General features: G+C 71.7%; 17 protein-coding genes. 14 read left to right on the forward strand and 3 right to left on the reverse strand.

Annotated features, from left to right (window positions below; translation table 11 throughout):
- Window positions 1–240: 240 nt before the first annotated feature.
- Complete coding sequence (locus C4U44_RS06910; RefSeq protein WP_103884697.1) at window positions 241–1,770, reverse strand: DUF885 family protein; 1,530 nt, start codon at window positions 1,768–1,770, stop codon at window positions 241–243.
- A 335-nt stretch (window positions 1,771–2,105) separates the two neighbouring features.
- On the opposite strand from C4U44_RS06910, the gene C4U44_RS06915 reads away from it, so the two are divergent.
- From C4U44_RS06915 to C4U44_RS06960, 9 genes are all read left to right on the forward strand, one after another.
- On the forward strand, window positions 2,106–3,104 hold the full coding sequence (locus C4U44_RS06915; protein WP_103884698.1) for an ABC transporter permease: 999 nt from the start codon (window positions 2,106–2,108) through the stop codon (window positions 3,102–3,104).
- Window positions 3,105–3,208: 104 nt separating this feature from the next.
- Window positions 3,209–4,951 carry an ABC transporter substrate-binding protein gene (locus tag C4U44_RS06920; RefSeq protein WP_103884699.1) on the forward strand — a complete coding sequence of 581 codons (1,743 nt, stop codon included), beginning with the start codon at window positions 3,209–3,211 and terminating at the stop codon, window positions 4,949–4,951.
- Window positions 4,952–5,048: 97 nt separating this feature from the next.
- On the forward strand, window positions 5,049–6,062 hold the full coding sequence (locus C4U44_RS06925) for an ABC transporter permease (protein ID WP_103884700.1): 1,014 nt from the start codon (window positions 5,049–5,051) through the stop codon (window positions 6,060–6,062).
- Window positions 6,063–6,076: 14 nt separating this feature from the next.
- Entirely contained in the window at window positions 6,077–7,129 is a 1,053-nt protein-coding gene (locus C4U44_RS06930; RefSeq protein WP_103884797.1) for an ABC transporter ATP-binding protein, read from the forward strand.
- A complete protein-coding gene (locus C4U44_RS06935) occupies window positions 7,126–8,397 on the forward strand; it encodes an ABC transporter ATP-binding protein (protein WP_407642788.1) in 1,272 nt (423 codons plus the stop codon). The genes C4U44_RS06930 and C4U44_RS06935 overlap by 4 nt, the downstream gene beginning before the upstream one ends.
- A 170-nt stretch (window positions 8,398–8,567) precedes the next feature.
- On the forward strand, window positions 8,568–9,377 hold the full coding sequence (locus C4U44_RS06945) for an amino acid ABC transporter ATP-binding protein (protein WP_103884701.1): 810 nt from the start codon (window positions 8,568–8,570) through the stop codon (window positions 9,375–9,377).
- 84 nt (window positions 9,378–9,461) lie between these two features.
- On the forward strand, window positions 9,462–10,481 hold the full coding sequence (locus C4U44_RS06950) for a glutamate ABC transporter substrate-binding protein (RefSeq protein WP_103884702.1): 1,020 nt from the start codon (window positions 9,462–9,464) through the stop codon (window positions 10,479–10,481).
- Between the two features lie 9 nt (window positions 10,482–10,490).
- Window positions 10,491–11,135 (forward strand): amino acid ABC transporter permease, encoded by a 645-nt coding sequence (locus tag C4U44_RS06955; RefSeq protein WP_103884703.1) that lies wholly within the window; start codon window positions 10,491–10,493, stop codon window positions 11,133–11,135.
- Window positions 11,132–12,016 (forward strand): amino acid ABC transporter permease, encoded by an 885-nt coding sequence (locus C4U44_RS06960; protein ID WP_103884704.1) that lies wholly within the window; start codon window positions 11,132–11,134, stop codon window positions 12,014–12,016. Before C4U44_RS06955 ends, C4U44_RS06960 begins: the two co-directional genes overlap by 4 nt.
- 16 nt (window positions 12,017–12,032) lie before the next feature.
- On the opposite strand, the gene C4U44_RS06965 is transcribed toward C4U44_RS06960, so the two are convergent.
- Together C4U44_RS06965 and C4U44_RS06970 are read right to left on the reverse strand one after the other, a co-directional pair.
- A complete protein-coding gene (locus C4U44_RS06965; RefSeq protein ID WP_103884705.1) occupies window positions 12,033–13,205 on the reverse strand; it encodes a cysteine desulfurase family protein in 1,173 nt (390 codons plus the stop codon).
- A 262-nt stretch (window positions 13,206–13,467) separates the two neighbouring features.
- Window positions 13,468–14,328: a thioesterase family protein gene (locus C4U44_RS06970; RefSeq protein WP_103884706.1), complete on the reverse strand. Its 861-nt coding sequence runs from the start codon at window positions 14,326–14,328 to the stop codon at window positions 13,468–13,470.
- A 147-nt stretch (window positions 14,329–14,475) separates the two neighbouring features.
- Here C4U44_RS06970 and mnmA point away from each other — a divergent pair, with 147 nt between their 5' ends.
- The 5 genes from mnmA (at window position 14,476) to ligA (ending at window position 20,630) form a co-directional block, all read left to right on the forward strand.
- Window positions 14,476–15,645: a tRNA 2-thiouridine(34) synthase MnmA gene (gene mnmA / locus C4U44_RS06975; protein ID WP_103884707.1), complete on the forward strand. Its 1,170-nt coding sequence runs from the start codon at window positions 14,476–14,478 to the stop codon at window positions 15,643–15,645.
- Between the two features lie 56 nt (window positions 15,646–15,701).
- Window positions 15,702–16,232, forward strand: coding sequence for an LOG family protein (locus C4U44_RS06980; RefSeq protein WP_103884798.1), 531 nt, complete (start codon window positions 15,702–15,704; stop codon window positions 16,230–16,232).
- Window positions 16,229–16,918 (forward strand): SDR family oxidoreductase, encoded by a 690-nt coding sequence (locus tag C4U44_RS06985; protein ID WP_103884708.1) that lies wholly within the window; start codon window positions 16,229–16,231, stop codon window positions 16,916–16,918. The genes C4U44_RS06980 and C4U44_RS06985 overlap by 4 nt, the downstream gene beginning before the upstream one ends.
- Before the next feature lie 274 nt (window positions 16,919–17,192).
- Window positions 17,193–18,236 carry a methionine synthase gene (locus C4U44_RS06990; RefSeq protein WP_103884709.1) on the forward strand — a complete coding sequence of 348 codons (1,044 nt, stop codon included), beginning with the start codon at window positions 17,193–17,195 and terminating at the stop codon, window positions 18,234–18,236.
- Window positions 18,237–18,284: 48 nt separating this feature from the next.
- Complete coding sequence (gene ligA / locus C4U44_RS06995) at window positions 18,285–20,630, forward strand: NAD-dependent DNA ligase LigA (RefSeq protein WP_103884710.1); 2,346 nt, start codon at window positions 18,285–18,287, stop codon at window positions 20,628–20,630.
- Window positions 20,631–20,815: the final 185 nt, after the last annotated feature.

Here is a 20,815-nt window from a genome sequence, read left to right on the forward strand (position 1 = left end):
GCAGTTCCCCGCGCCCCTTGGTTGTTGCCCTCTTCCGTGAAGGACCCGCACATCCACCAGGGTTGTTGCCCTCTTTTCGCGGAAGGACCCGCACATCCACCAGGGTTGCTGGGCTTCTTTTCGCGGAGTGAGCCGCAGATCCCTCCGGGGTTGTGACCCTCTTTTCGCGGAAGGAGCCGCAGATACCCAGGGGCGCGGGGAACTGCGCGACAGGCCACGGCGGACCGTGAGGTCCGGGGGCTACGGCAAGGGGCTGGCCTGGCGGAGGGCGCCGTCGAGAAGACCCAGCGGGGGGCTGCCCAAATGGAGAAGTGCACCGTGGAAACGGGGGAGGGAGAAGCTCGCACCCCATTCACGCCGGGCGCGGGCCCGCACGCGGAGGATCTCGAGCTTGCCCCAGGTGTACCGACCATAGGCCGCATCGAAGGTGCCGCGCCGCGCCTCCGCGGCGGCGGCCGCAGGCGACAGGTGGGCGTCGCGCACGAAGTACCCCGCCGCCTCGTCCAGTGACAACGCCCCCGTGTGCAATCCGATCGCGCAGGTGAGCCGGGTGACTCTGACCAGCGCTTCGAGTGCGACCCCGATCGCGAAGCGCGGGTCGCGCGCGCGGAAGCCCTCCTCGAGGCAGACCTCCTCGACGTAGTGCGCCCAGCCCTCGGTGAAGGAGAGGCTGTGCAGGAGCCGGCGGACCTCGGAGGGCGCGCGGCGCAACGCGCGGCCGTGGGCGAAGTGCCCGGGGGCGACCTCGTGCAGGGTGATCGACGGCAGGCTGGTGCGGCTGAAGACGGTCAGCCACTCCTCGCGCTCGTCGGCCGGCCAGTCCGCGTCGGGCGGGGTCACGTGGTACCAGGACGGCGCGTCGGGCTCGGCGGGGGCGGACCAGGTCATCATGGCCATCGCCCAGCGCCGGGAGGCCGGGGCCGGGCCGACCAGGCACTCGCCGTCGACGTAGGGGGCCAGTCCCCGCTCGCGGGTGAACTCGATGGCCTCGTCGGTGAGTCGGGCCGCCTCGGGGATGACCCCGTCCGCGGCGGGGTGGTCGGCGAGGAGTTCGGGCAGCAGCGCGTCCACGTCGCGGCGCGGGTCGAGGGCGTGACAGGAGTCGGTGAGCAGTTCGGTGAGCCTGGCGCGCTCCCGGTCGGCCTGGCCGGCGAGTTCGGTGAGGTCGACCCGCAGGCCCTCCTGCGCGCCCATCAGCGCCGCCAGTGCCGGGCCGCCGAGCCGCGGGTCGGGGTCGCCGTGCTGGGCGATGTCCTGGATGTGGGCGACCAGCCGCTCGTGGGCGCGTACGGCCGCGCGTTCGACCTCCCCCGCGTCCGGGTCGAGGTCGGCGGCCAGGCCCATCACCGAACCGAGCAGGGCCTCGGCGACCGGCGCTTTCACCTGGTCGAGTGAGGACAGTGCGGCGGCCACGGCGTCCGGCCACCGCGCGAGGTGGTCGTGGCGGGCCCGGGCGCGCGCCTTACGCGGTGCGTACTCCCGGTCGTAGCAGGCCAGTTCGAGGTTGGACAGGTGGGGATACGGGTCGCGTCGGTGCAGTTCGAGTTCGCCGTACTGCACGCGCAGGGACTGCTCGAAGATCGTCAGGTGGGCTTCGTCGTGCGGGTCCCCGAGGGCGCCGCCGCCCCGGGCGCGGTCCATCGCCGCCAGGCCGGCGCGGACACCCGCGGGGGACAGGTCCTGCACCCGGCCGTCGTATTCGTGCAGGCCGGACATCTCCCGGGCCTGGGGCATCATCAGGTCGCAGACCGCGCGCAGCCGTTCGTCCATCAGGTGACCGTACCCCCACGTACGCATCGGTAACGATGAAAGAACCACCCACATCACAGTTGCGCATCCGTTCGCGGTCAGGTCTGGCGGGTGATCACCGACGGGAAGAAGAATCCAGCGGCAAGACACCTGGACGTTGACATGTCCCACCCGCAATGCGCGTAGTGGAAGCGCACGTCGCACACATGATCACGTCGGGCGACCGCATGGGGTGACCTCCGTGTCATCTGCAACCAAACGCACCAACTGCACCAAGAGCACGAACTGATGAGGAAGCCGCTACAGCGGCGGGCGCGCGCCGGTTACCCACCGGCGAGAGGGGTCGGCACAACGCCATGACCGCACCTATCGAGACCACTTCCGGACAGGCCGAAGCGCATCCGGAGGCCGTACTCAGCGGGGCCGGGCGAAGCATGATCGAGGGCCGCTCGCTGGGACAGATCGCCTGGAGCCGGCTCAAACGCGACAAGGTCGCGATGGCCGGCGGTGTCGTGGTCATCCTGCTGGTGCTGCTCGCGATCCTCGCCAAACCGATCGAGATGGTCTTCAACCTCGATCCCAACGCCTTCCACCAGAACCTGGTGGACCCCGAACTGCTGGCGCCCAAGGGCGGGTGGGGCGGCATGAGCTGGGCCCACCCGCTGGGCGTCGACCCGAAGTTCGGCCGGGACATCCTGGCCCGGATCATCGAGGGTTCCTGGATCTCGATGCTGGTGGCCACCGGCGCCACCGTGCTGTCCAACGTGATCGGCACCGTGCTCGGCATCATCGCCGGCTACTACGGCGGCTGGGTGGACGCGCTGATCAGCCGGCTGATGGATGTCTTCCTCGCCTTCCCGCTGCTGCTGTTCGCGATCTCCATCTCCGCATCGCTGCAGGACGGCGCGTTCGGGCTGAGCGGCCTGCCGCTGCGGATCTGCGTGCTGATCTTCGTGATCGGCTTCTTCAACTGGCCCTACATGGGCCGGATCGTCCGCGGCCAGACGCTCAGCCTGCGGGAACGCGAGTTCGTCGAAGCCGCCCGCGGCATGGGCGCACGGGGGCCGTTCATCCTCTTCCGCGAGCTGCTGCCGAACCTGGTGGCACCGATCCTGGTCTACTCCACGCTGCTGATCCCCACCAACATCCTGTTCGAGGCGGCGCTCAGCTTCCTCGGGGTCGGCATCGCGCCGCCGCAGGCGTCCTGGGGCGGCATGCTGACCAGCGCGGTCGACGTCTACCAGTCCGATCCGCAGTACATGTTCGTGCCCGGCCTCGCGATCTTCGTCACGGTGCTGGCCTTCAACCTGTTCGGCGACGGGCTGCGGGACGCCCTGGACCCGCGCAGCAAGTGATCCCGCAGGGATGACCCACCGACCCCGGGTGGCACCTCGTGTGCCATTGCGGCGACCCATGGCCGACCCGGCGACTCAATAGGAAGTGAGGGGCGTAACCCGGTATGAACACCAGAAAGGTGACCTCCGCTCTCGCGCTCTGCTTGGCGATGGCACTCGGCGTGTCCGCCTGCGGCGGCTCGGGCGGTAGCAGCAGTTCGGGCAAGAAGGACCAGGCGCTCACCTCGATCGTGAACGCGTCGACCAAGAAGGGCGGGACGGTCACGGCGGACCACTCCAGTGGCCCCGACTCCCTCGACCCGGGCAACACCTACTACGGCTGGGTGCAGGACTTCTCCCGCCTCTACGCCCGTACGCTGCTGACCTTCAAGCCGGCCGCCGGCAAGGCGGGCCTGACCGTGGTCCCCGACCTGGCCACCGGGCTCGGCACCGCAAGCCCCGACGCGAAGACCTGGACCTACCACCTGCGCACCGGCGTGAAGTTCCAGGACGGCACCCCGGTGACCTCCAAGGACGTCAAGTACGCGATCGAGCGCAGCAACTTCGCGCCCGACGTGATGTCCAACGGCCCGGTGTACTTCAAGTCCTACCTGGCCGACGACACCAAGTACCAGGGCCCGTACAAGGACAAGAGCGCGAACGGCCTGGCGTCCATAGAGACGCCCGACGCGCAGACCATCGTCTTCCACCTGGCGAAGCCGTTCGCGGACTTCGACTACCTGGCGACGTTCTCGCAGACCGCTCCGGTCGAGCAGTCCAAGGACACCGGCGCCACCTACGTGCAGCACATCCAGTCGACCGGCCCGTACAAGTTCGCGTCGTACTCCGAGGGCAAGGGCGCCACGCTGGTGCGCAACCCGGAGTGGAACAAGGCCACCGACCCGATCCGCACCGCGCTGCCGGACAAGTACGTGCTGAAGTTCAACATCAATCAGCGCACCATCGACAACGACCTGCTGTCGAACAACCTGACCGTCGACCTGCAGGGCACCGGGGTCGAGGCCGAGACGCAGTCGAAGATCCTCGGCAACAAGAGCCGGCTGGACCACACCGACGACGCCATCGCCGGCGCCACCTCGTACATGGCGCTCAACCTGCACGTGGCACCGTTCGACAACGTCAACTGCCGTAAGGCCGTGCAGTACGCGGTCGACAAGAAGTCCGTGGTCGACGCCGAGGGCGGCGCGGTCAAGGGCGACGTCGCCAGCACGCTGCTGCCGCCGTCGGTGAACGGCTACACCAAGTTCGACGACTACCCGACCGCGGGCAACGCCGGTGACGTCACCAAGGCCAAGGCGGCGCTGGCGGCGTGCGGCAAGCCCAACGGCTTCACCACCACGCTGACCGCGCGCAGTGACCGGCAGCCCGAGGTCGACGGCGCCACCGCCATCCAGGCGGCGCTGAAGAAGGTCGGCATCACCGTCAACATCAAGACGTTCCCGTCCGACAAGTACTTCTCGAACTACGCGGGCGTCCCGGACTACGTGCACTCGCACGACGTCGGCATGATGATGATGGCGTGGGGCGCCGACTGGCCGACCGGCTACGGCTTCCTGGACCAGATCGTCGACGGCTCCGCGATCAAGCCGTCGGGCGGCAACAACCTGATGGAGCTCAACGACCCGCAGATCAACCAGGCGCTGGCCTCGGCGATCTCCAACACCGACGCCGCCGCCCGCACCAAGGCGTGGGGTGACATCGACAAGATGGTGATGGCCAACGCCTCGGTGGTGCCGCTGATCTACCGCAAGAACCTGCTCTACCGCCCGGACTCCGCCACCAACGTGACGGTCACCCAGGCGTACCTGGGCATGTACGACTTCCTGCTGATGGGTTCCTCGAAGTAGCCGCAAGGCTCCGTACGCACCGAAAGGCAGGTGAAGGCTCCGGCGTCCGCCGGCCCGGGTTCCAGCCCCGGGCCGGCGGGCGCCAGCCGGAACGGCCGTGATCGCTTACTTCATTCGACGCGTGTTCGCCGCGATCGTGCTGCTCCTCGTGGTCAGCATGATCACCTTCGCGATCTTCTTCCTGGTCCCCCGTATCGGCGGCCAGACCACCACCCAGCTCGCCACGCAGTACGTGGGCAAGGACGCCAACCCGGCGGCCGTCGCAGCGATCAAGAAGAACCTCGGTTTCGACCTGCCGCTGTACGAGCAGTACTGGCACTTCCTCAAGGCGCTGGTCGCCGGTGCCAACTACCACTACGGGCCCGATCCGGTGCACTGCCACGCGCCCTGCTTCGGGTACTCGTTCAAGAGCCACGTCGAGGTGTGGCCGCAGCTCAAGTCCCGTATCCCGGTGACCTTCTCGCTGGCGATCGGGGCCGCGGTGATCTGGGTGGTCACCGGCGTCGCGGTCGGCGTGGTCTCCGCGCTGCGGCGCGGCAGCATCATCGACCGGCTGTCGATGGGCGTGGCCCTGATGGGCGTGTCGCTGCCGATCTTCTTCACCGGCATCCTCGCGCTGAGCGTGTTCACCGTGCAGTGGCCGCTGTGGAGCAACGGCATGAACTACGTGTCGTTCACCCACAACCCGGCCGACTGGGCGTGGAACCTGCTGGTGCCCTGGTGCAGCCTGGCCTTCCTGTACTCCGCGCTCTACGCCCGGCTGACCCGGGCGGGCATGCTGGAGACCATGGGCGAGGACTACATCCGCACCGCCCGCGCCAAGGGCCTGCGCGAGCGGGACGTGGTGGTCAAGCACGCGCTGCGCTCCACGCTCACCCCGATCGTGACCATCTTCGGCATGGACTTCGGGCTGCTGGTGGGCGGCGCGGTCATCACCGAGCAGGTCTTCTCGCTGCCGGGCATGGGCGCCTACGCCATCCAGGGCGTGACCGCCAACGACCTGCCCATCGTGATGGCCGTGACGCTCGTGGTCGCCTTCTTCGTCGTGGTCTGCAACCTGCTGGTGGACCTCGCCTACGCCGTTCTCGACCCCCGGGTGAGGTACTCGTGAGCTCCGCCGACAGGCTGCTGAAAGCCGCCGCCGAACCGGCCACCGCCCAGGACGCGTACCTGTCCGTACGCGACCTGCGCATCCACTTCGACACCGACGACGGCATCGTGAAGTCGGTCGACGGCCTCAGCTTCGACCTCGAACGCGGCCGCACCCTCGGCATCGTGGGCGAGTCCGGGTCGGGCAAGTCCGTCACCTCGCTGGGCATCATGGGCCTGCACCGCACCGCGCGGGCGAAGATCTCCGGCGAGGTGTGGCTCGACGGCGAGGAGCTGATCGGCGCCGCGCCCGACACCGTACGGCGGCTGCGCGGGCGCAAGATGGCGATGATCTTCCAGGACCCGCTGTCCGCGATGCACCCGTACTACTCGATCGGCAGCCAGATCGTGGAGGCGTACCGGGTGCACCACCCGGTGACCAAGCGGGTCGCGGCCGAGCGGGCCATGGAGATGCTGGACCGGGTCGGCATCCCCGAGCCGCGCAAGCGGTTCCGGGACTACCCGCACCAGTTCTCCGGCGGCATGCGCCAGCGCGCGATGATCGCGATGGCGCTGGTGAACAACCCCGAACTGCTCATCGCCGACGAGCCGACCACCGCGCTCGACGTCACCGTGCAGGCCCAGATCCTCGACCTGATCCGCGACCTCCAGCAGGAGTTCGGCTCGGCGGTCATCATGATCACCCACGACCTCGGCGTGGTCGCCGAGGTCGCCGACGACCTCCTGGTGATGTACGCGGGCCGGGTGATCGAGCGCGGCACCGCGGAGAAGCTCTTCGACGAGCCCCAGCACCCCTACACCTGGGGCCTGCTGGGCTCGATGCCGCGGCTGGACCGGGAGCGCACCGACCGGCTCAACCCGGTGAAGGGCTCCCCGCCCAGCCTGATCAACGTGCCGACCGGCTGCGCCTTCCACCCGCGCTGCCCGTACGCCGAACTGACCGGCGGCTCCTCCGAGACCGTCGTGCCCGAACTGCGCGAGGTCGCCGAGGGGCACCTGGCCGCCTGCCACCTCGCCGACGAGGACCGCGCCAGGATCTGGACCGAAGAGATCGAGCCGAAGCTGTGAAGGACCAGAACGAGGAAGCCGTGAAGGGCCGGGACGAAACCGTGGCGGACAAGCTCTCGCTGGACAAGGACGCTCCGGCGGCCGGAACCGAGCCGCAGCCGCGTACCCCCGCGCCCCGCAAGCCGGTCGGGGAGCCGCTGCTGAAGGTCACCGGGCTGGTCAAGCACTTCCCGATCACCAAGGGCCTGCTGCGCCGCCAGGTCGGAGCGGTCCAGGCGGTCGACGGCATCGACTTCCAGGTCAACGCCGGCGAGACGCTGGGCGTGGTCGGCGAGTCCGGCTGCGGCAAGTCCACCATGGGCCGGCTGATCACCCGGCTGCTGGAACCGACCGCCGGGCAGATCGAGTTCGACGGCCGCGACATCACCCACCTGAGCACCGGGGCGATGCGACCGCTGCGCCGCGACGTGCAGATGATCTTCCAGGACCCGTACTCGTCGCTGAACCCGCGGCACACCATCGGCACCATCGTGGGGGCGCCGTTCCGGCTGCAGAACGTCGCCACCGAGGGCGGGGTGAAGAAGGAGGTGCAGGGGCTGCTGGAGCTGGTCGGCCTCAACCCCGAGCACTACAACCGCTACCCGCACGAGTTCTCCGGCGGGCAGCGGCAGCGGATCGGGATCGCCCGGGCGCTGGCGCTGCGCCCGAAGCTGGTGGTGGCCGACGAGCCGGTGTCCGCGCTGGACGTCTCCATCCAGGCGCAGGTGGTCAACCTGCTCGACGACCTCCAGTCCGAACTCGGCCTGACCTACGTGATCATCGCGCACGACCTGTCGGTGATCCGGCACGTCTCGGACCGGATCGCGGTGATGTACCTGGGCAAGGTGGTCGAGCTGGCCGACCGCGAGACGCTGTACAGCACGCCCTTCCACCCGTACACCACCGCGCTCCTGTCGGCGGTGCCGGTGCCGGACCCGAAGCGGCGCAACCGGCCCGCGGCGCAGCCGGTGGCTGCCGAGGGCGCCGACGGTGCCGAGACGGGAGCCGCCGAGGGGGCCGCCGGTTCCGGCGAGGACGTGCGGGACCGGACCGGGGCCGCCCCGGTCAGCAGCAACGGCCGCATCCTGCTCACCGGCGACGTGCCGTCGCCGATCGCGCCGCCGCCCGGCTGCCGCTTCCACACCCGGTGCTGGAAGGCGACCGAGGTGTGCCGGACCGACCAGCCGCCCCTGGTGGAGCTGGCCCCCGGGCACCAGGTCGCCTGCCACCACCCGGAGAACGCGGCCGACCAGCGCCCCGAGCCGGAGAAGGCGCTCGGCGTCGGATAGCCGGTCCAGCCCGTACCGCACGGCGGCGCCGCCGGCCCGAGAGGCCCGGCGGCTCCGCCGTTTTCGTGCCTCCGGGAGACGTCGCTGACACCCCACGCGCCTCACCAGTACGGTGCGGACTTGTCCGGCGGGGCTGTCTTCCGCGGTGCCGCGGCCTATCCTTCGTTGCCATGGTCGATGACGCGGGCACGACGGCGGACCGAACGGCGGACGACACGGCGGGCAACGGGACCGTCCCCTCCGGGCGGGTGCTGCTGAGCATCGAGTCGGTGAGCAAGCGGTTCGGTGACCTCGTCGCCCTGAGCGAGGTCGACCTGGACGTGCATGAGGGCGAGGTCGTGGTCGTCCTCGGCGCCTCCGGGTCGGGGAAGTCGACGCTGTGCCGCTGCGTCAACCGGCTGGAGACCGTCGACTCCGGCCGGATCGTCTTCGACGGGCGCGACCTGCCGCAGGAGGGCGCCGCGCTGGCCGCGCTGCGGGCCGACGTCGGGATGGTCTTCCAGTCGTTCAACCTGTTCGCGCACAAGACCGTGCTGGAGAACGTGGTGCTCGGCCCCACCCGGGTGCGCAAGGTGCCCAGGGCCGAGGCGGTCGAGGAGGCCAGGGCCCTGCTGGACCGGGTGGGCGTGCGGGACAAGGAGTCCCGGTACCCCGCGGAGCTGTCCGGCGGCCAGCAGCAACGGGTCGCGATCGCCCGGGCGCTGGCCATGCACCCCAAGCTGATGCTCTTCGACGAGCCGACGTCGGCGCTCGACCCGGAGATGATCCGGGAGGTGCTGGACGTGATGGTCGGCCTCGCCCGCGACGGCATGACGATGGTCGCCGTCACCCACGAGATGGGCTTCGCCCGCCGGGCCGCGGACCGGGTGGTGTTCATGGACCACGGCCGGATCGTCGAGACCGGCGAACCCGACGCGTTCTTCACCGCGCCGCGCACCGAGCGGGCCCGCGACTTCCTCTCCACGATCCTCCGGCACTGACCGGACACCCCCGGCACTGACCGGGCGACGGCCGGCGCCGGAGCGCCCCACCGCCAGGACCACCCACCGTACCGAAGGAGATCCATGATTCCCTTGAAGAACGGCAGCCGGTCGGACCTCGGGATCGGCGGCGGGACCGGAGCCCGCGGCACGCGCCGCCGCAGGCGCCGATGGGCGGTGGCGGGCGCGGTGACCGCGCTGGCGGGCGTGCTCACCGCGTGCGGCGGGGGCGGGAGTTCGGCGCTGCCGACCCCCGGCGGGAAGTCGGGCGCGGGCAAGCCGTCGGCGTACACGCAGGCCCAGGTGGTCGCGGCGGCCCCGGTGGCCCCCGCGTCCGCGATCACCGCCGGCTCCTGGATGGACAAGGTCAGGAAGCGCGGCACCCTGCTGGTCGGCGGCACCGACTCCAGCGCGATGTTCTCCCAGCGCAACCCGGTCAGCGGCCAGTTGGAGGGCTTCGACGCGGGCCTGGAGCAGATGCTCGCGAAGTACGTCATCGGCAAGCCGTCGACCAAGCTGTCCCTCGTCACCGTGGACACCCGCGAGACGATGATCCAGAACGGCACCGTCGACGCCGTCTTCGCCACCTACACGATCACCCCGCAGCGCGCCCAGAAGGTGGCCTTCGCCGGCCCCTACTACGAGTCGGGCGACGCGATCCTGGTCAAGGCGAGCACCAAGGACATCACCGAACCGGCCGACCTCGACGGCAGGACGGTCGCCACCGAGGGCAACTCCACCGCCGCGCTGGACCTGAAGAAGTTCGCCCCGAAGGCCAAGACACTGCTGTTCCAGGAGGACGGCGAGTGCGTGGCCGCGGTCAAGCAGGGCCGCGCCGACGCGTACGTCCTGGACCAGGGCATCCTGCTCGGCGACGTGGTCAGCGACCCCCAACTCAAAGTCGTCGGGCAGCCGTTCACCCAGGAGCCGTACGGCATCGGGCTGCCGAAGAACGACCCCGCGGCCAAGGTGTTCGTCGACGCGTGGCTCAAGACGATCTTCGCCGACGGCGAGTGGGCCAAGCTGTGGAAGGCCACCATCGGCACCAAGGTCGCCGGTGCGCCACCCGCGCCGCCCACCATCGGCTCCGCCGACGGATCCTGACGCGCCGCCATGCATGAGGTCGTCCACCATCTCGGTTACCTCGCGGCCGGACTGGGCACCACCCTGGAGCTGTCCCTGCTCGGTTTCGCCGGCGCCTTCGTCCTCGGCACGCTGCTGACCGTCATGCGGGTGTGCCCGATCGTCCCGCTGCGGGTGGTCGGCACCCTCTACGTCGAGGTGTTCCGGAACGTGCCGCTGCTGGCGTTCCTGGTGCTGTTCGTCTTCGGGCTGCCCGACGCCGGCATCACCTGCTCGCTGTTCACCTCCGAAGCGGTCTGCCTGGCGCTGTACTTCGCGACGTACGTCTGCGAGGCGGTGCGCGCCGGCATCAACGCGGTCCCGGTCGGCCAGGCCGAGGCGGCCCGCGCGATCGGCATGACCTTCGGCCAGTCGCTGGGCACCGTCATCCTGCCGCAGGCCTTCCGCACCATGGTGCAGCCGCTCGCCAACGTCTTCATCGGCGTGGTGCTCTCCTCGTCGCTGGGCGCGGCGGTCGGCGTCAGCGAGCTGATCGGCCGCACCCAGTGGCTCGACCTGCAGTACGACGAGCCGGTGCCGACGTTCCTGCTCGCCGCAGCCGGCTACGTGCTGGTCACCCTGGCGGTCGCGCTGCTCGCCGGGCGGGTCCAGAAGCGCATGGCGGTGCGCCGGTGAGCGCCTCCGACCGCGTGCTGTTCGACGCGCCCGGGCCCAGGGCGCGGCGCCGGATCAGGATCGCCACCGCGCTGTCCGTGCTGGTCATCGCCGGCCTGATCGCCCTGGGCGTGCACCAGTTCGCGCGGCACGGGCAGCTCGACCACGCCCGCTGGCAGCCGTTCGAGCAGTGGCCCTACCAGCGCTTCCTGCTGCGGGGCCTGGTGAAGACGCTCAAGGCCGCCGGGATGGCCGCGCTCCTCGCGCTGCCGTCCGGCGCGCTGCTCGCCCTCGGCCGGCTCTCGCCGCACCGGGTGCTGCGGGTGGCGGCCGGCGGGTTCGTCGAACTCTTCCGCTCGGTGCCGCTGCTGCTGGTGCTGTACGTCTTCCTGATGGGCATCCCGCGGGCCGGCTACACCTTTCCGGTCTTCTGGGAACTGGTCATCCCGATCGTGCTGTGCACGTCCGCGCTGTTCGCGGAGATCTTCCGGGCCGGCGTCCTCGCCCTGGACCGCGGCCAGTCCGAGGCCGGCCAGGCCCTGGGCCTCCGGCGCCGCCAGGTGATGTGGCTGGTGGTGCTGCCGCAGGCGGTCCGCCTCGTGGTGCCCACCCTGGTCTCCCAGCTGGTCAGCCTGCTCAAGGACACCACCCTCGGCTACGTGGTCAGCTACGGCGAGCTCCTCAACGAGGGCAAGGTGCTGGGCTCCTACACGCACGACTTCCTGCAGAGCTACCTCACGGTCACCGTGATCTACGTCGTCGTCAACGCGGTGCTGTCCCAGCTCGCCGAGGCACTGGAACGCCGCGGCCGGCGCCGTCCGAAGGCGGGGGCCGCAGGGGTGGGGACGTTGGTGCCGGAGCCGCGCGGGGAGCTCAATGCGGAGATGCTGCACGGCGGTTAGGGGCGGGCGCGCAGGTTCAGGTGCGGCCGGCGGCGCGGGCGCGTTCCACCGCGCCGCCGATCGCCCCGGTGAGCGCGGCCACCTCGTCGGCCGTGGAGGTGTGCCCGAGGGAGAAGCGCAGCGTGCTGCGGGCGTCCGCGTCGGAGCGGCCCATCGCGAGCAGCACATGGCTCGGCTGGGCCACGCCCGCGGTGCAGGCCGAACCGGTGGAGCAGGCGATGCCCTGCGCGTCGAGCAGGAGCAGCAGCGCGTCCCCCTCGCAGCCGGGGAAGGTGAAGTGCGCGGTGCCGGCCAGCCGTCCCTCGGGGGAGGGGTCGCCGTTGAGTACCGCGTCGGGGACGGCGGCCCGCACCCCGCGCACCAACTCGTCCCGCAGCGCGCCGACATGGCGGACGAATTCCTCGCGGTGCTCGGCCGCGAGGGTGCCCGCCGTGGCGAACGCGGCGATCGCGGGCACGTCGAGGGTGCCCGAGCGGCTGCGCTCCTGCGCGCCGCCGTGCAGCAGCGGCACGGGCGTGTCCTCGCGCCGCAGAAGCAGCGCGCCGACGCCGTACGGCCCGCCCACCTTGTGCCCGGTGACGGTCATCGCGGCCAGGCCGCTCGCCGCGAAGTCGAGATCGACCTGGCCGAACGCCTGCACCGCGTCCGAGTGCATCGGCACGCCGAACTCCCGGGCGATCGAGGCGAGTTCGGGCACCGGAAGCAGGGTGCCGACCTCGTTGTTCGCCCACATGGTGGTGATCAGCGCCACGTCGTCGGGGCCGGCGCCCCGCTCCAGCGCGGCCCGCAGCGCCTCCGGCCGCACCCGGCCGTCCCCGTCGACCGCCAGCCACTCCACGACGGCGCCCTCGTGGTCGGCCAGCCAGTACACCGCGTCCAGCACCGCGTGGTGCTCCACCGGGCTGGACAGCACCCGCACCCGCCGCGGGTCCTCCGCGCGGCGGGACCAGAACAGGCCCTTCACCGCGAGGTTGTCCGATTCCGTGCCGCCGGCGGTGAAGACCACTTCGCTCGGGCGCGCGCCGAGGGCCGCGGCCAGCGCCTCCCGGGACTCCTCCACGGTACGGCGGGCCCGGCGGCCGGCGGCGTGCAGTGCGGAGGCGTTGCCGGTCACCGTGAGGTGCGCGGTCATCGTCCGGACCGCCTCCGGGAGCATCGGCGTCGTGGCGGCGTGATCGAGGTAGGCCATGATGCGTCCGATTCTAGGGTGCCCCTGACCCCCCAGGGTGCCCCGTCCTGTCGCCACGGGACCTCGCGGTCCGCGGTGGCTGTTCGCGCAGTTCCCCGCGCCCCTCGGTGGTGACCCTCTTTTCGCGGAGGGACCGCACCAACCCAGTCTTTTCGCGGAGGGACCCGCACCAACCAGGGGCGCGGGGAACTGCGCGACGAGCCACCCTGGACCGCAAGGTCCCGTGTCAAGGGGACGGGGCAGCCCGGGGGGTCCGGTCGGACTAGCCCCGCGGCACGCGGGCGAGTTGGCGGGACTGGGCGACAAGCCGATCCTCCGCGTCCCAGACCTCCGCATCCTCCTCGAGTAGCCCCCCGGCGAGGTTCCGCGTGGTGAGGGAAACCCGTACCGGCCCGGGCGCGGGCCGGCACCGTACGTGCGCGGTGAGCTCCAGCGTGGGCGTCCACCCCTTGAGCCCGAGGTCGAACGCGGTCGGCGGAAGCGCGTCGACCGCCAGCAGAAGGGACAGCGGATCGTGGTCGCGCCCATCCGCCAGCCCGAGCCACCCGCGAATCGCGCCGACCCCGGAAGGAGCCCCGACCGCCCACCCGGCGGTCGCCGGATCGAGCCGCAGGTCCAGCCGATCCAGGATCGCCGTGTCCCCGGCCACCGGCCGCCCCCCGGGCGCGCTCTCGCTGCCTACGCAGTCGCCGTACCCGGGCATGACCGGCGGCTTCGCCGAGGTCCGCACGTCGTCGGGCAGCGCGTCGAGCTCGCCGTAGGCCGCCAGCACCCGCAGCCGCTCCACCTCGTTGCCCTGCTCGTCGCGCTGGAAGAGCGACGCCTGCCCGGTCGACATGGTGCGGCCCGCCCGCACCTGCTGGGTCCGGACCACCGCGGGGCCGGGCTGCGACGGGGTGAGGTAGTGCGCGGTGATGCTGAACGGGTCGGGGTGCGGCAGCGCGTCCCGCAGCGCGCGGGCGGCCACCGCGAGCAGGTAGCCCCCGTTCACCGCCCCCATGATCGTCCAGCCGCGGGACAGCCCGGTGTCGTACGCCCCCGGTTCCGCCGCCCGCGCCGCGACCGCCGTGTCCCGGTCGAACTCGCTGTCACCAAGGGCCGCTGGGGCCGTTCCCTCTGCCATGCCGACAGGTTACCCATCGGTAAAGTCCTTTTGTCCAGCCCTCCCGGGCAAAAACTGAGCGAGCGCTTAGTGACCGGCGGTCGACGGACCGACCGGGCCGGAGAAAGGCCGCGCGGGCGGCGAAGGAGCGGCCGTTACCCTGGACGGGTGACCGATTTCCCGACTGAGCCCCCGCGACGGCTCCGCGTGCTCGCGGCGATGAGCGGCGGCGTCGACTCCGCGGTCGCCGCCGCCCGCGCCTCCGAGGCGGGCCACGACGTGACCGGGGTGCACCTCGCCCTGTCCGCGAACCCGCAGAGCTTCCGTACCGGTGCCCGCGGCTGCTGCACGCTGGAGGACTCCCGGGACGCCCGGCGCGCCGCCGACGTGATCGGCATCCCCTTCTACGTGTGGGACCTGGCCGACCGCTTCCGCGAGGACGTGGTGGACGACTTCGTCGCCGAATACGCCGCCGGCCGGACCCCGAACCCCTGCCTGCGCTGCAACGAGAAGATCAAGTTCGCCGCGCTGCTGGACAAGGCGCTGGCCCTCGGCTTCGACGCGGTCTGCACCGGCCACTACGCGGCCGTGCGCACCGGCCCCGACGGCAGCCGCGAACTGCACCGCTCCGGCGACGCGGCCAAGGACCAGAGCTACGTGCTCGGCGTCCTCGACCAGCGCCAGCTCGCCCACGCGATGTTCCCGCTCGGCGACACCGCCGCCACCAAGGACGAGATCCGGGCCGAGGCGGAGCGGCGCGGCCTCGCGGTGGCCCGCAAGCCCGACAGCCATGACATCTGCTTCATCGCCGACGGCGACACCCAGGGCTTCCTCGCCCAGCGGCTCGGCACCCGCGAGGGCGCGATCCTCGACGAGAGCGGAGCGGTGGTCGGCAGCCACACCGGCGCGTACGGCTTCACCGTCGGCCAGCGCAAGGGCCTGCGGCTCGGCGTCCCCGCCGACGACGGCAAGCCCCGCTACGTGCTGGACATCTCGCCGGTCGACAACACCGTCACCGTCGGCCCCGCCGACGCGCTCGACGTGACCTCGCTCACCGCGATCCGCCCGCGCTGGTGCGGCACCCCGCCGGCCGGCCCGGCCGCCTACACCGCCCAGCTGCGCGCCCACGGCGAGGACGTCACCGCCACCGCGGAGCTGGTCGACGGCACGCTGCACGTCGCCTTCGCCCGGCCGTTGCGCGGCATCGCCCCCGGCCAGGCGGTGGTGCTCTACGACGGCACCCGCGTCGTCGGCTCGGCGACGATCGCCACCACCGACCGTGCCGGCGGGTACGAACGGCGCTCCTCCGCCCCGGCTGCCGCGGGGCGGACCGCATGAGCGATCCGACGACCGACCCCGTGACCGGTGCGGCCCCCCAGGGCCCGACCCGGCGGCTGAACGTGTGCGTGTTCCTGTCCGCCGCCGACCTGCCGGAGCACTACACCGCGCCCGCCCGGGAGTTCGCCGAACTGCTCGGCAAGGGCGGCCACACCCTGGTGTGGGGCGGCTCGGAGTCCGGCCTGATGAAGGTGGTGGCCGACGGCGTGCGGGAGGCGGGCGGCCGGCTGGTCGGCGTCTCCGTGGAGTTCCTGCGCGCCAAGGCCCGCGCCGACGCCGACGAGATGGTGGTCACCCCGGACCTCGCGACCCGCAAGGCCGAACTGCTGCGCCGCAGCGACGCGATCGTGGTGATGGTCGGCGGCACCGGCACGCTCGACGAGGCCACGGAGATCCTGGAGCTGAAGAAGCACGGGCTGCACACCAAGCCGGTGGTCCTGCTCAACAGCGCCGGCTTCTACGACGGCCTGGCCGAACAACTCCAGCGGATGGACCGGGAGGGCTTCCTGCCCCTGCCGCTGTCCGACCTGGTGCACTTCGCCGCCGACGGCGCCGCCGCCCTCGCCCTCATCCAGGAGCACGCATGAGCGTCCACCTCGTCACCGGCGCCGGGTCGGGGATCGGCGCCGCGTCCGCCCGCCGGCTGCTGGACCGCGGCGACGAACTGTGGCTGCTGGCCCGGGATGCCGGACGGGCCCGCCAGTTCGCCGTCGAGTTCCCCGGCGCGCACACCCTGGTCGGCGACCTCGCCGCGCCGGCCCGGCTGTCATGGGCGCTGGAGCAGCAGGCGCTGCCGGACCGGCTCGACTCCCTGCTGCACATCGCCGGCACCGTCGACCTCGGACCGGTCGGCGACCTCACCCCGAAGGTCTGGGACCACACCCTCGCGGTGAACCTCGTCGGGCCGGCCGAGCTCACCCGCCTGCTGCTGCCCCAACTCCGCGTCGCCCGGGGCACCGTGGTCTTCGTCAACTCCGGCGCCGGACTCCAGGCGAGCCCCGAGTGGAGCGCGTACGCCGCGAGCAAGCACGGCCTCAAGGCGCTCGCGGACTCCCTCCGCGCCGAGGAGCGGTCCGCCGGCGTGCGGGTCACCACCGTGTACCCGGGCCGCACCGCCACGCCCATGCAGGAACGGGTGCACCGGCAGGAGGGCAAGCCCTACGACCCCGAGCGCTGGATCGATCCCGAGTCCGTCGCCACCGTGGTGCTCACCGCGCTGGACATCCCGCGCGACGCGAACATCGCCGACCTCGCCATCCGCCCGGGCACCTAGGACCTGTCCGGCGGATCCTGCCGGGCCCGCGGCGCCCGGCACCGCACCTCCCAGCGTTGTCGAATCATCCATGGACGACCCGGTACGAGGATGATTCTCCGCCTTGCGATGCTCGGCACCGGACGCCGCGAGCTCGACCGGCAGGATCCGCCGGACAGGCCCTGGTCCGACGCCTCCTGGCGACCGCCGCCCGAGCGGGGTCCCGGCCCGCGCGGCACCGCCGGGCCACCCGGCCGTCTACGCTGCGCAGATGAGCACCGAGGAGGGCATGGGCATGGGCACGGGCAGGGACGCGGCCGACGGCACCACGACGGCGCTGGAGCTGGCGCCGGGCACCGCGACAGGTGTCGGATCGATGCCGGGAGGCGACGCCCGGGAGGCGGCGAGGGTCGCGGTGGAAGCCGTGGACACGCTGCCGTACCTGCCCGAGCTGCCGGCCCGCGGCCCGGGCGCGGACATGATCGGCCGCACGCTGGGCCTGCTGGTCGAGCTGTACGCGCGGGTGGAGCCGAGCGGCTGGCGGTTCGGGGACCACCCGGGACGGGACACCAAGCGGGCCCGGTCCTGGATGGGCGAGGACCTGGACGCGCTGGAGGAGTTCACGCAAGGCCACCAGGGCCCGCTGAAGGTGCAGGCGGTCGGCCCGTGGACGCTCGCGGCCGCCGTGGAACTCCACAACGGCGAGGCCGCCCTGCGCGACCCGGGCGCGGTCCGCGACCTGACCGCGTCGCTCGCCGAGGGGCTGACCGCGCATCTCGCCGACGTCCGGCGCCGGGTGCCCGGCGCCCGCCTGGTGCTGCAACTGGACGAGCCGAGCCTCACCTCGGTGCTGCGCGGCCAGGTCAGGACGGCGAGCGGCTACCGCACCCACCGCGCGGTGGACCGCGTGGTGGTCGAGGGCGTGCTGCGCGACCTGATCGGCGCGGCCGCGACGGCGGGCGCCGCCGTCACCGTGCACTCCTGCGCACCCGATGTGCCGTTCGCGCTGCTGCGCCGCTCCGGGGTCGCGGGCATCTCCTTCGACTTCGATCTTCTCACCGAGCGTGACTGGGACGCCTTCGGTGAGGCCGTGGAGGGAGGCACCGCGCTCTTCGCCGGTGTCGTGCCCGGCAAGGATGCCCCGTTGTCGGACCCACCGGGTAGCGTCAGTGGTGTTCGGGCGCTGTGGCGCAGGTTGGGACTGGCACCGGGGGCGTTGGGGTCCTCCGTCGCCATCACCCCGTCCTGCGGTCTGGCGGGGGCCTCACCGGCCTACGCCCGTGCCGCGCTCGTGCACTGCGCGAGGGCGGCACGCTCGCTCGTCGACAACCCAGAGTGACGCCGGAGTGCGGCCGCTTGCGGCCCGAGTGGTAGGAGGGACACGGACGTGGCAGCCGAGCAGGAGGCCGGCCGGGCGGACATCCCCGCCGAGGCCCGCGACGAGCACGCACGCCTGGCCGAGCAGGTCGAGGAGCACCGCTTCCGTTACTACGTCAACGACGCGCCGGTCGTCAGCGACGCCGAGTTCGACCGGCTGCTGCGCCGCCTGGAGGCGATCGAGGGGGAGCACCCGGCGCTGCGCACCCCGGACTCGCCCACCCAGAAGGTCGCGGTGGCCTACGAGACGGAATTCACCTCCGTCCAGCACCGCGAGCGCCTGCTCTCGCTGGACAACGCCTTCACCGACGAGGAGTTGGCGACGTGGGCCGAGCGGGTCGCGGCCGAGCTCGGCCCGCCCGACAACACCCGCAGCCCGTACCACTTCCTGTGCGAGCTGAAGGTCGACGGCCTGGCGGTCAACCTGACGTACGAGGACGGCCGGCTCACCCGCGCCGCCACCCGCGGCGACGGCCGCACCGGTGAGGACATCACGCCCAACATCCGTACCATCGCGGACATCCCCGACCGGCTCGCCGGCGACCAGGTGCCCGCCCTGGTGGAGATCCGCGGCGAGGTCTACTTCCCCGGCGAGAAGTTCGACGAGCTCAACGCCCGGCTGGTCGAGGGCGGCGACAAGCCGTTCGCCAACCCGCGCAACGCCGCGGCCGGTTCGCTGCGCCAGAAGGACCCGAGGGTCACCGCCACCCGCCCGCTGCGCATGGTGGTGCACGGCATCGGCGCCCGCGACGGCTTCGACATCGACTGCCAGTCGCACGGCTACGCGCTCCTGCGCGACTGGGGCCTGCCCACCGCCCGCTACAACAAGGTGGTCGACTCGCTGGCCGCCGTCCGCGAGTTCATCGCGTACTACGGCGAGCACCGGCACGACGTCGAGCACGAGATCGACGGTGTCGTCGTCAAGGTCGACGAGATCCCGCTCCAGGGCCGGCTCGGCTCCACCTCCCGCGCCCCGCGCTGGGCCATCGCCTGGAAGTACGCCCCGGAGGAGGTCAACACCAAGCTGGTGGACATCCGGGTCGGGGTCGGCCGCACCGGCCGGGTGACGCCCTACGCGGTGGTGGAACCGGTCACCGTGGCCGGCTCCGAGGTCGAGTTCGCCACCCTGCACAACCAGGAGGTGGTGAAGAAGAAGGGCGTCCTGATCGGCGACACCGTGGTGCTGCGCAAGGCGGGCGACGTCATCCCGGAGATCCTGGGCCCGGTGGCCGACCTGCGGGACGGCAGCGAGCGGGAGTTCGTGATGCCCGCCGAGTGCCCCGAGTGCGGCACCGCCCTCCAGCCCATGAAGGAGGGCGACATCGACCTGCGCTGCCCCAACGCGCGGCGCTGTCCGGCCCAGTTGCGCGAGCGGATCTTCTACCTCGCCGGCCGCCGCTGCCTGGACATCGAAGCGCTCGGATACGTGGCGGCCACCGCCCTCACCCAGCCGCTCGCCCCCGACCAGCCGCCGATGGCCGACGAGGGCGACCTGTTCGACCTCGACATCGAGCGCCTGCTGCCGATCCGCTCGTACGTCCTGGACCAGGACACCGGGCTGCCCAAGCGCGACCCGGAGACGGGCGAGGAGAAGGTCGTCACCTTCTTCGCCAACCAGAAGGGCGAGCCGAAGAAGAACGCGCTGGCCATGCTGGAGAACATCGCGGCGGCCAAGGACCGGCCGCTGTCCCGGGTGATCACCGGGCTGTCCATCCGCCATGTCGGCCCGGTCGCCGCCGAGGCGCTGGCCCGCGAGTTCCGCGACCTGGACCGGATCAAGGACGCGGCGGAGGCCGAACTCGCCGCGGTCGACGGGGTCGGCCCGACCATCGCCGCCTCGCTGACGCAGTGGTTCGCGGTGGACTGGCACCGGGAGATCATCGAGAAGTGGCGTGCCGCGGGGGTGAAGTTCACCGAGGAGGGCTCCGACGAGGGGCCGAGGCCGTTGGAGGGGCTGACCGTGGTGGTGACGGGCACCCTCACCGGCCACACCCGCGACGGCGCCAAGGACGCGCTCGGCAGCCGCGGTGCGAAGGTCACCAGCGCGGTGTCGAAGAAGACGCACTTCGTGGTGGTCGGCGACAACCCCGGTTCCAAGTACGACAAGGCGGTCCAGCTGAAGGTCCCGATCCTCGACGAGGAGGGGTTCGGCGTCCTCCTCGAACAGGGGGCCGACGCGGCCCGCGCGATGGCCGTCAACCCGCCGGAGCCCGAGCCGGAGCCGGGGACCGAGTCGACGCCGGCGTCGAAGTCGAAGTCCGCGGCGAAGTCGGCGTCGAACTCGAAGTCGGGCGCGGAGCCGGCAACCGAACCGGTGAGCGATCCGGAAGCGGAATCCGACGGCGAATCAGACTGACCTAGCGGCACATGTCACCCGATCGGCCTATATCAGAGAGGGGAGTTCGGGCGCGAACCGGTGGGGGTGCACGGAAGCATTGGCAGCCGATCGGTGCCCGCGGCGGCGCGCGGCGGCCTACTGTTGAGGAGCGCTCCCGTCGGGACGCGGTATCGCGGTGGCCCAACGGTCGGCCTCCGTCACCC

Source organism: Actinacidiphila yanglinensis (assembly GCF_900107965.1).
GTDB lineage: Bacteria > Actinomycetota > Actinomycetes > Streptomycetales > Streptomycetaceae > Actinacidiphila > Actinacidiphila yanglinensis.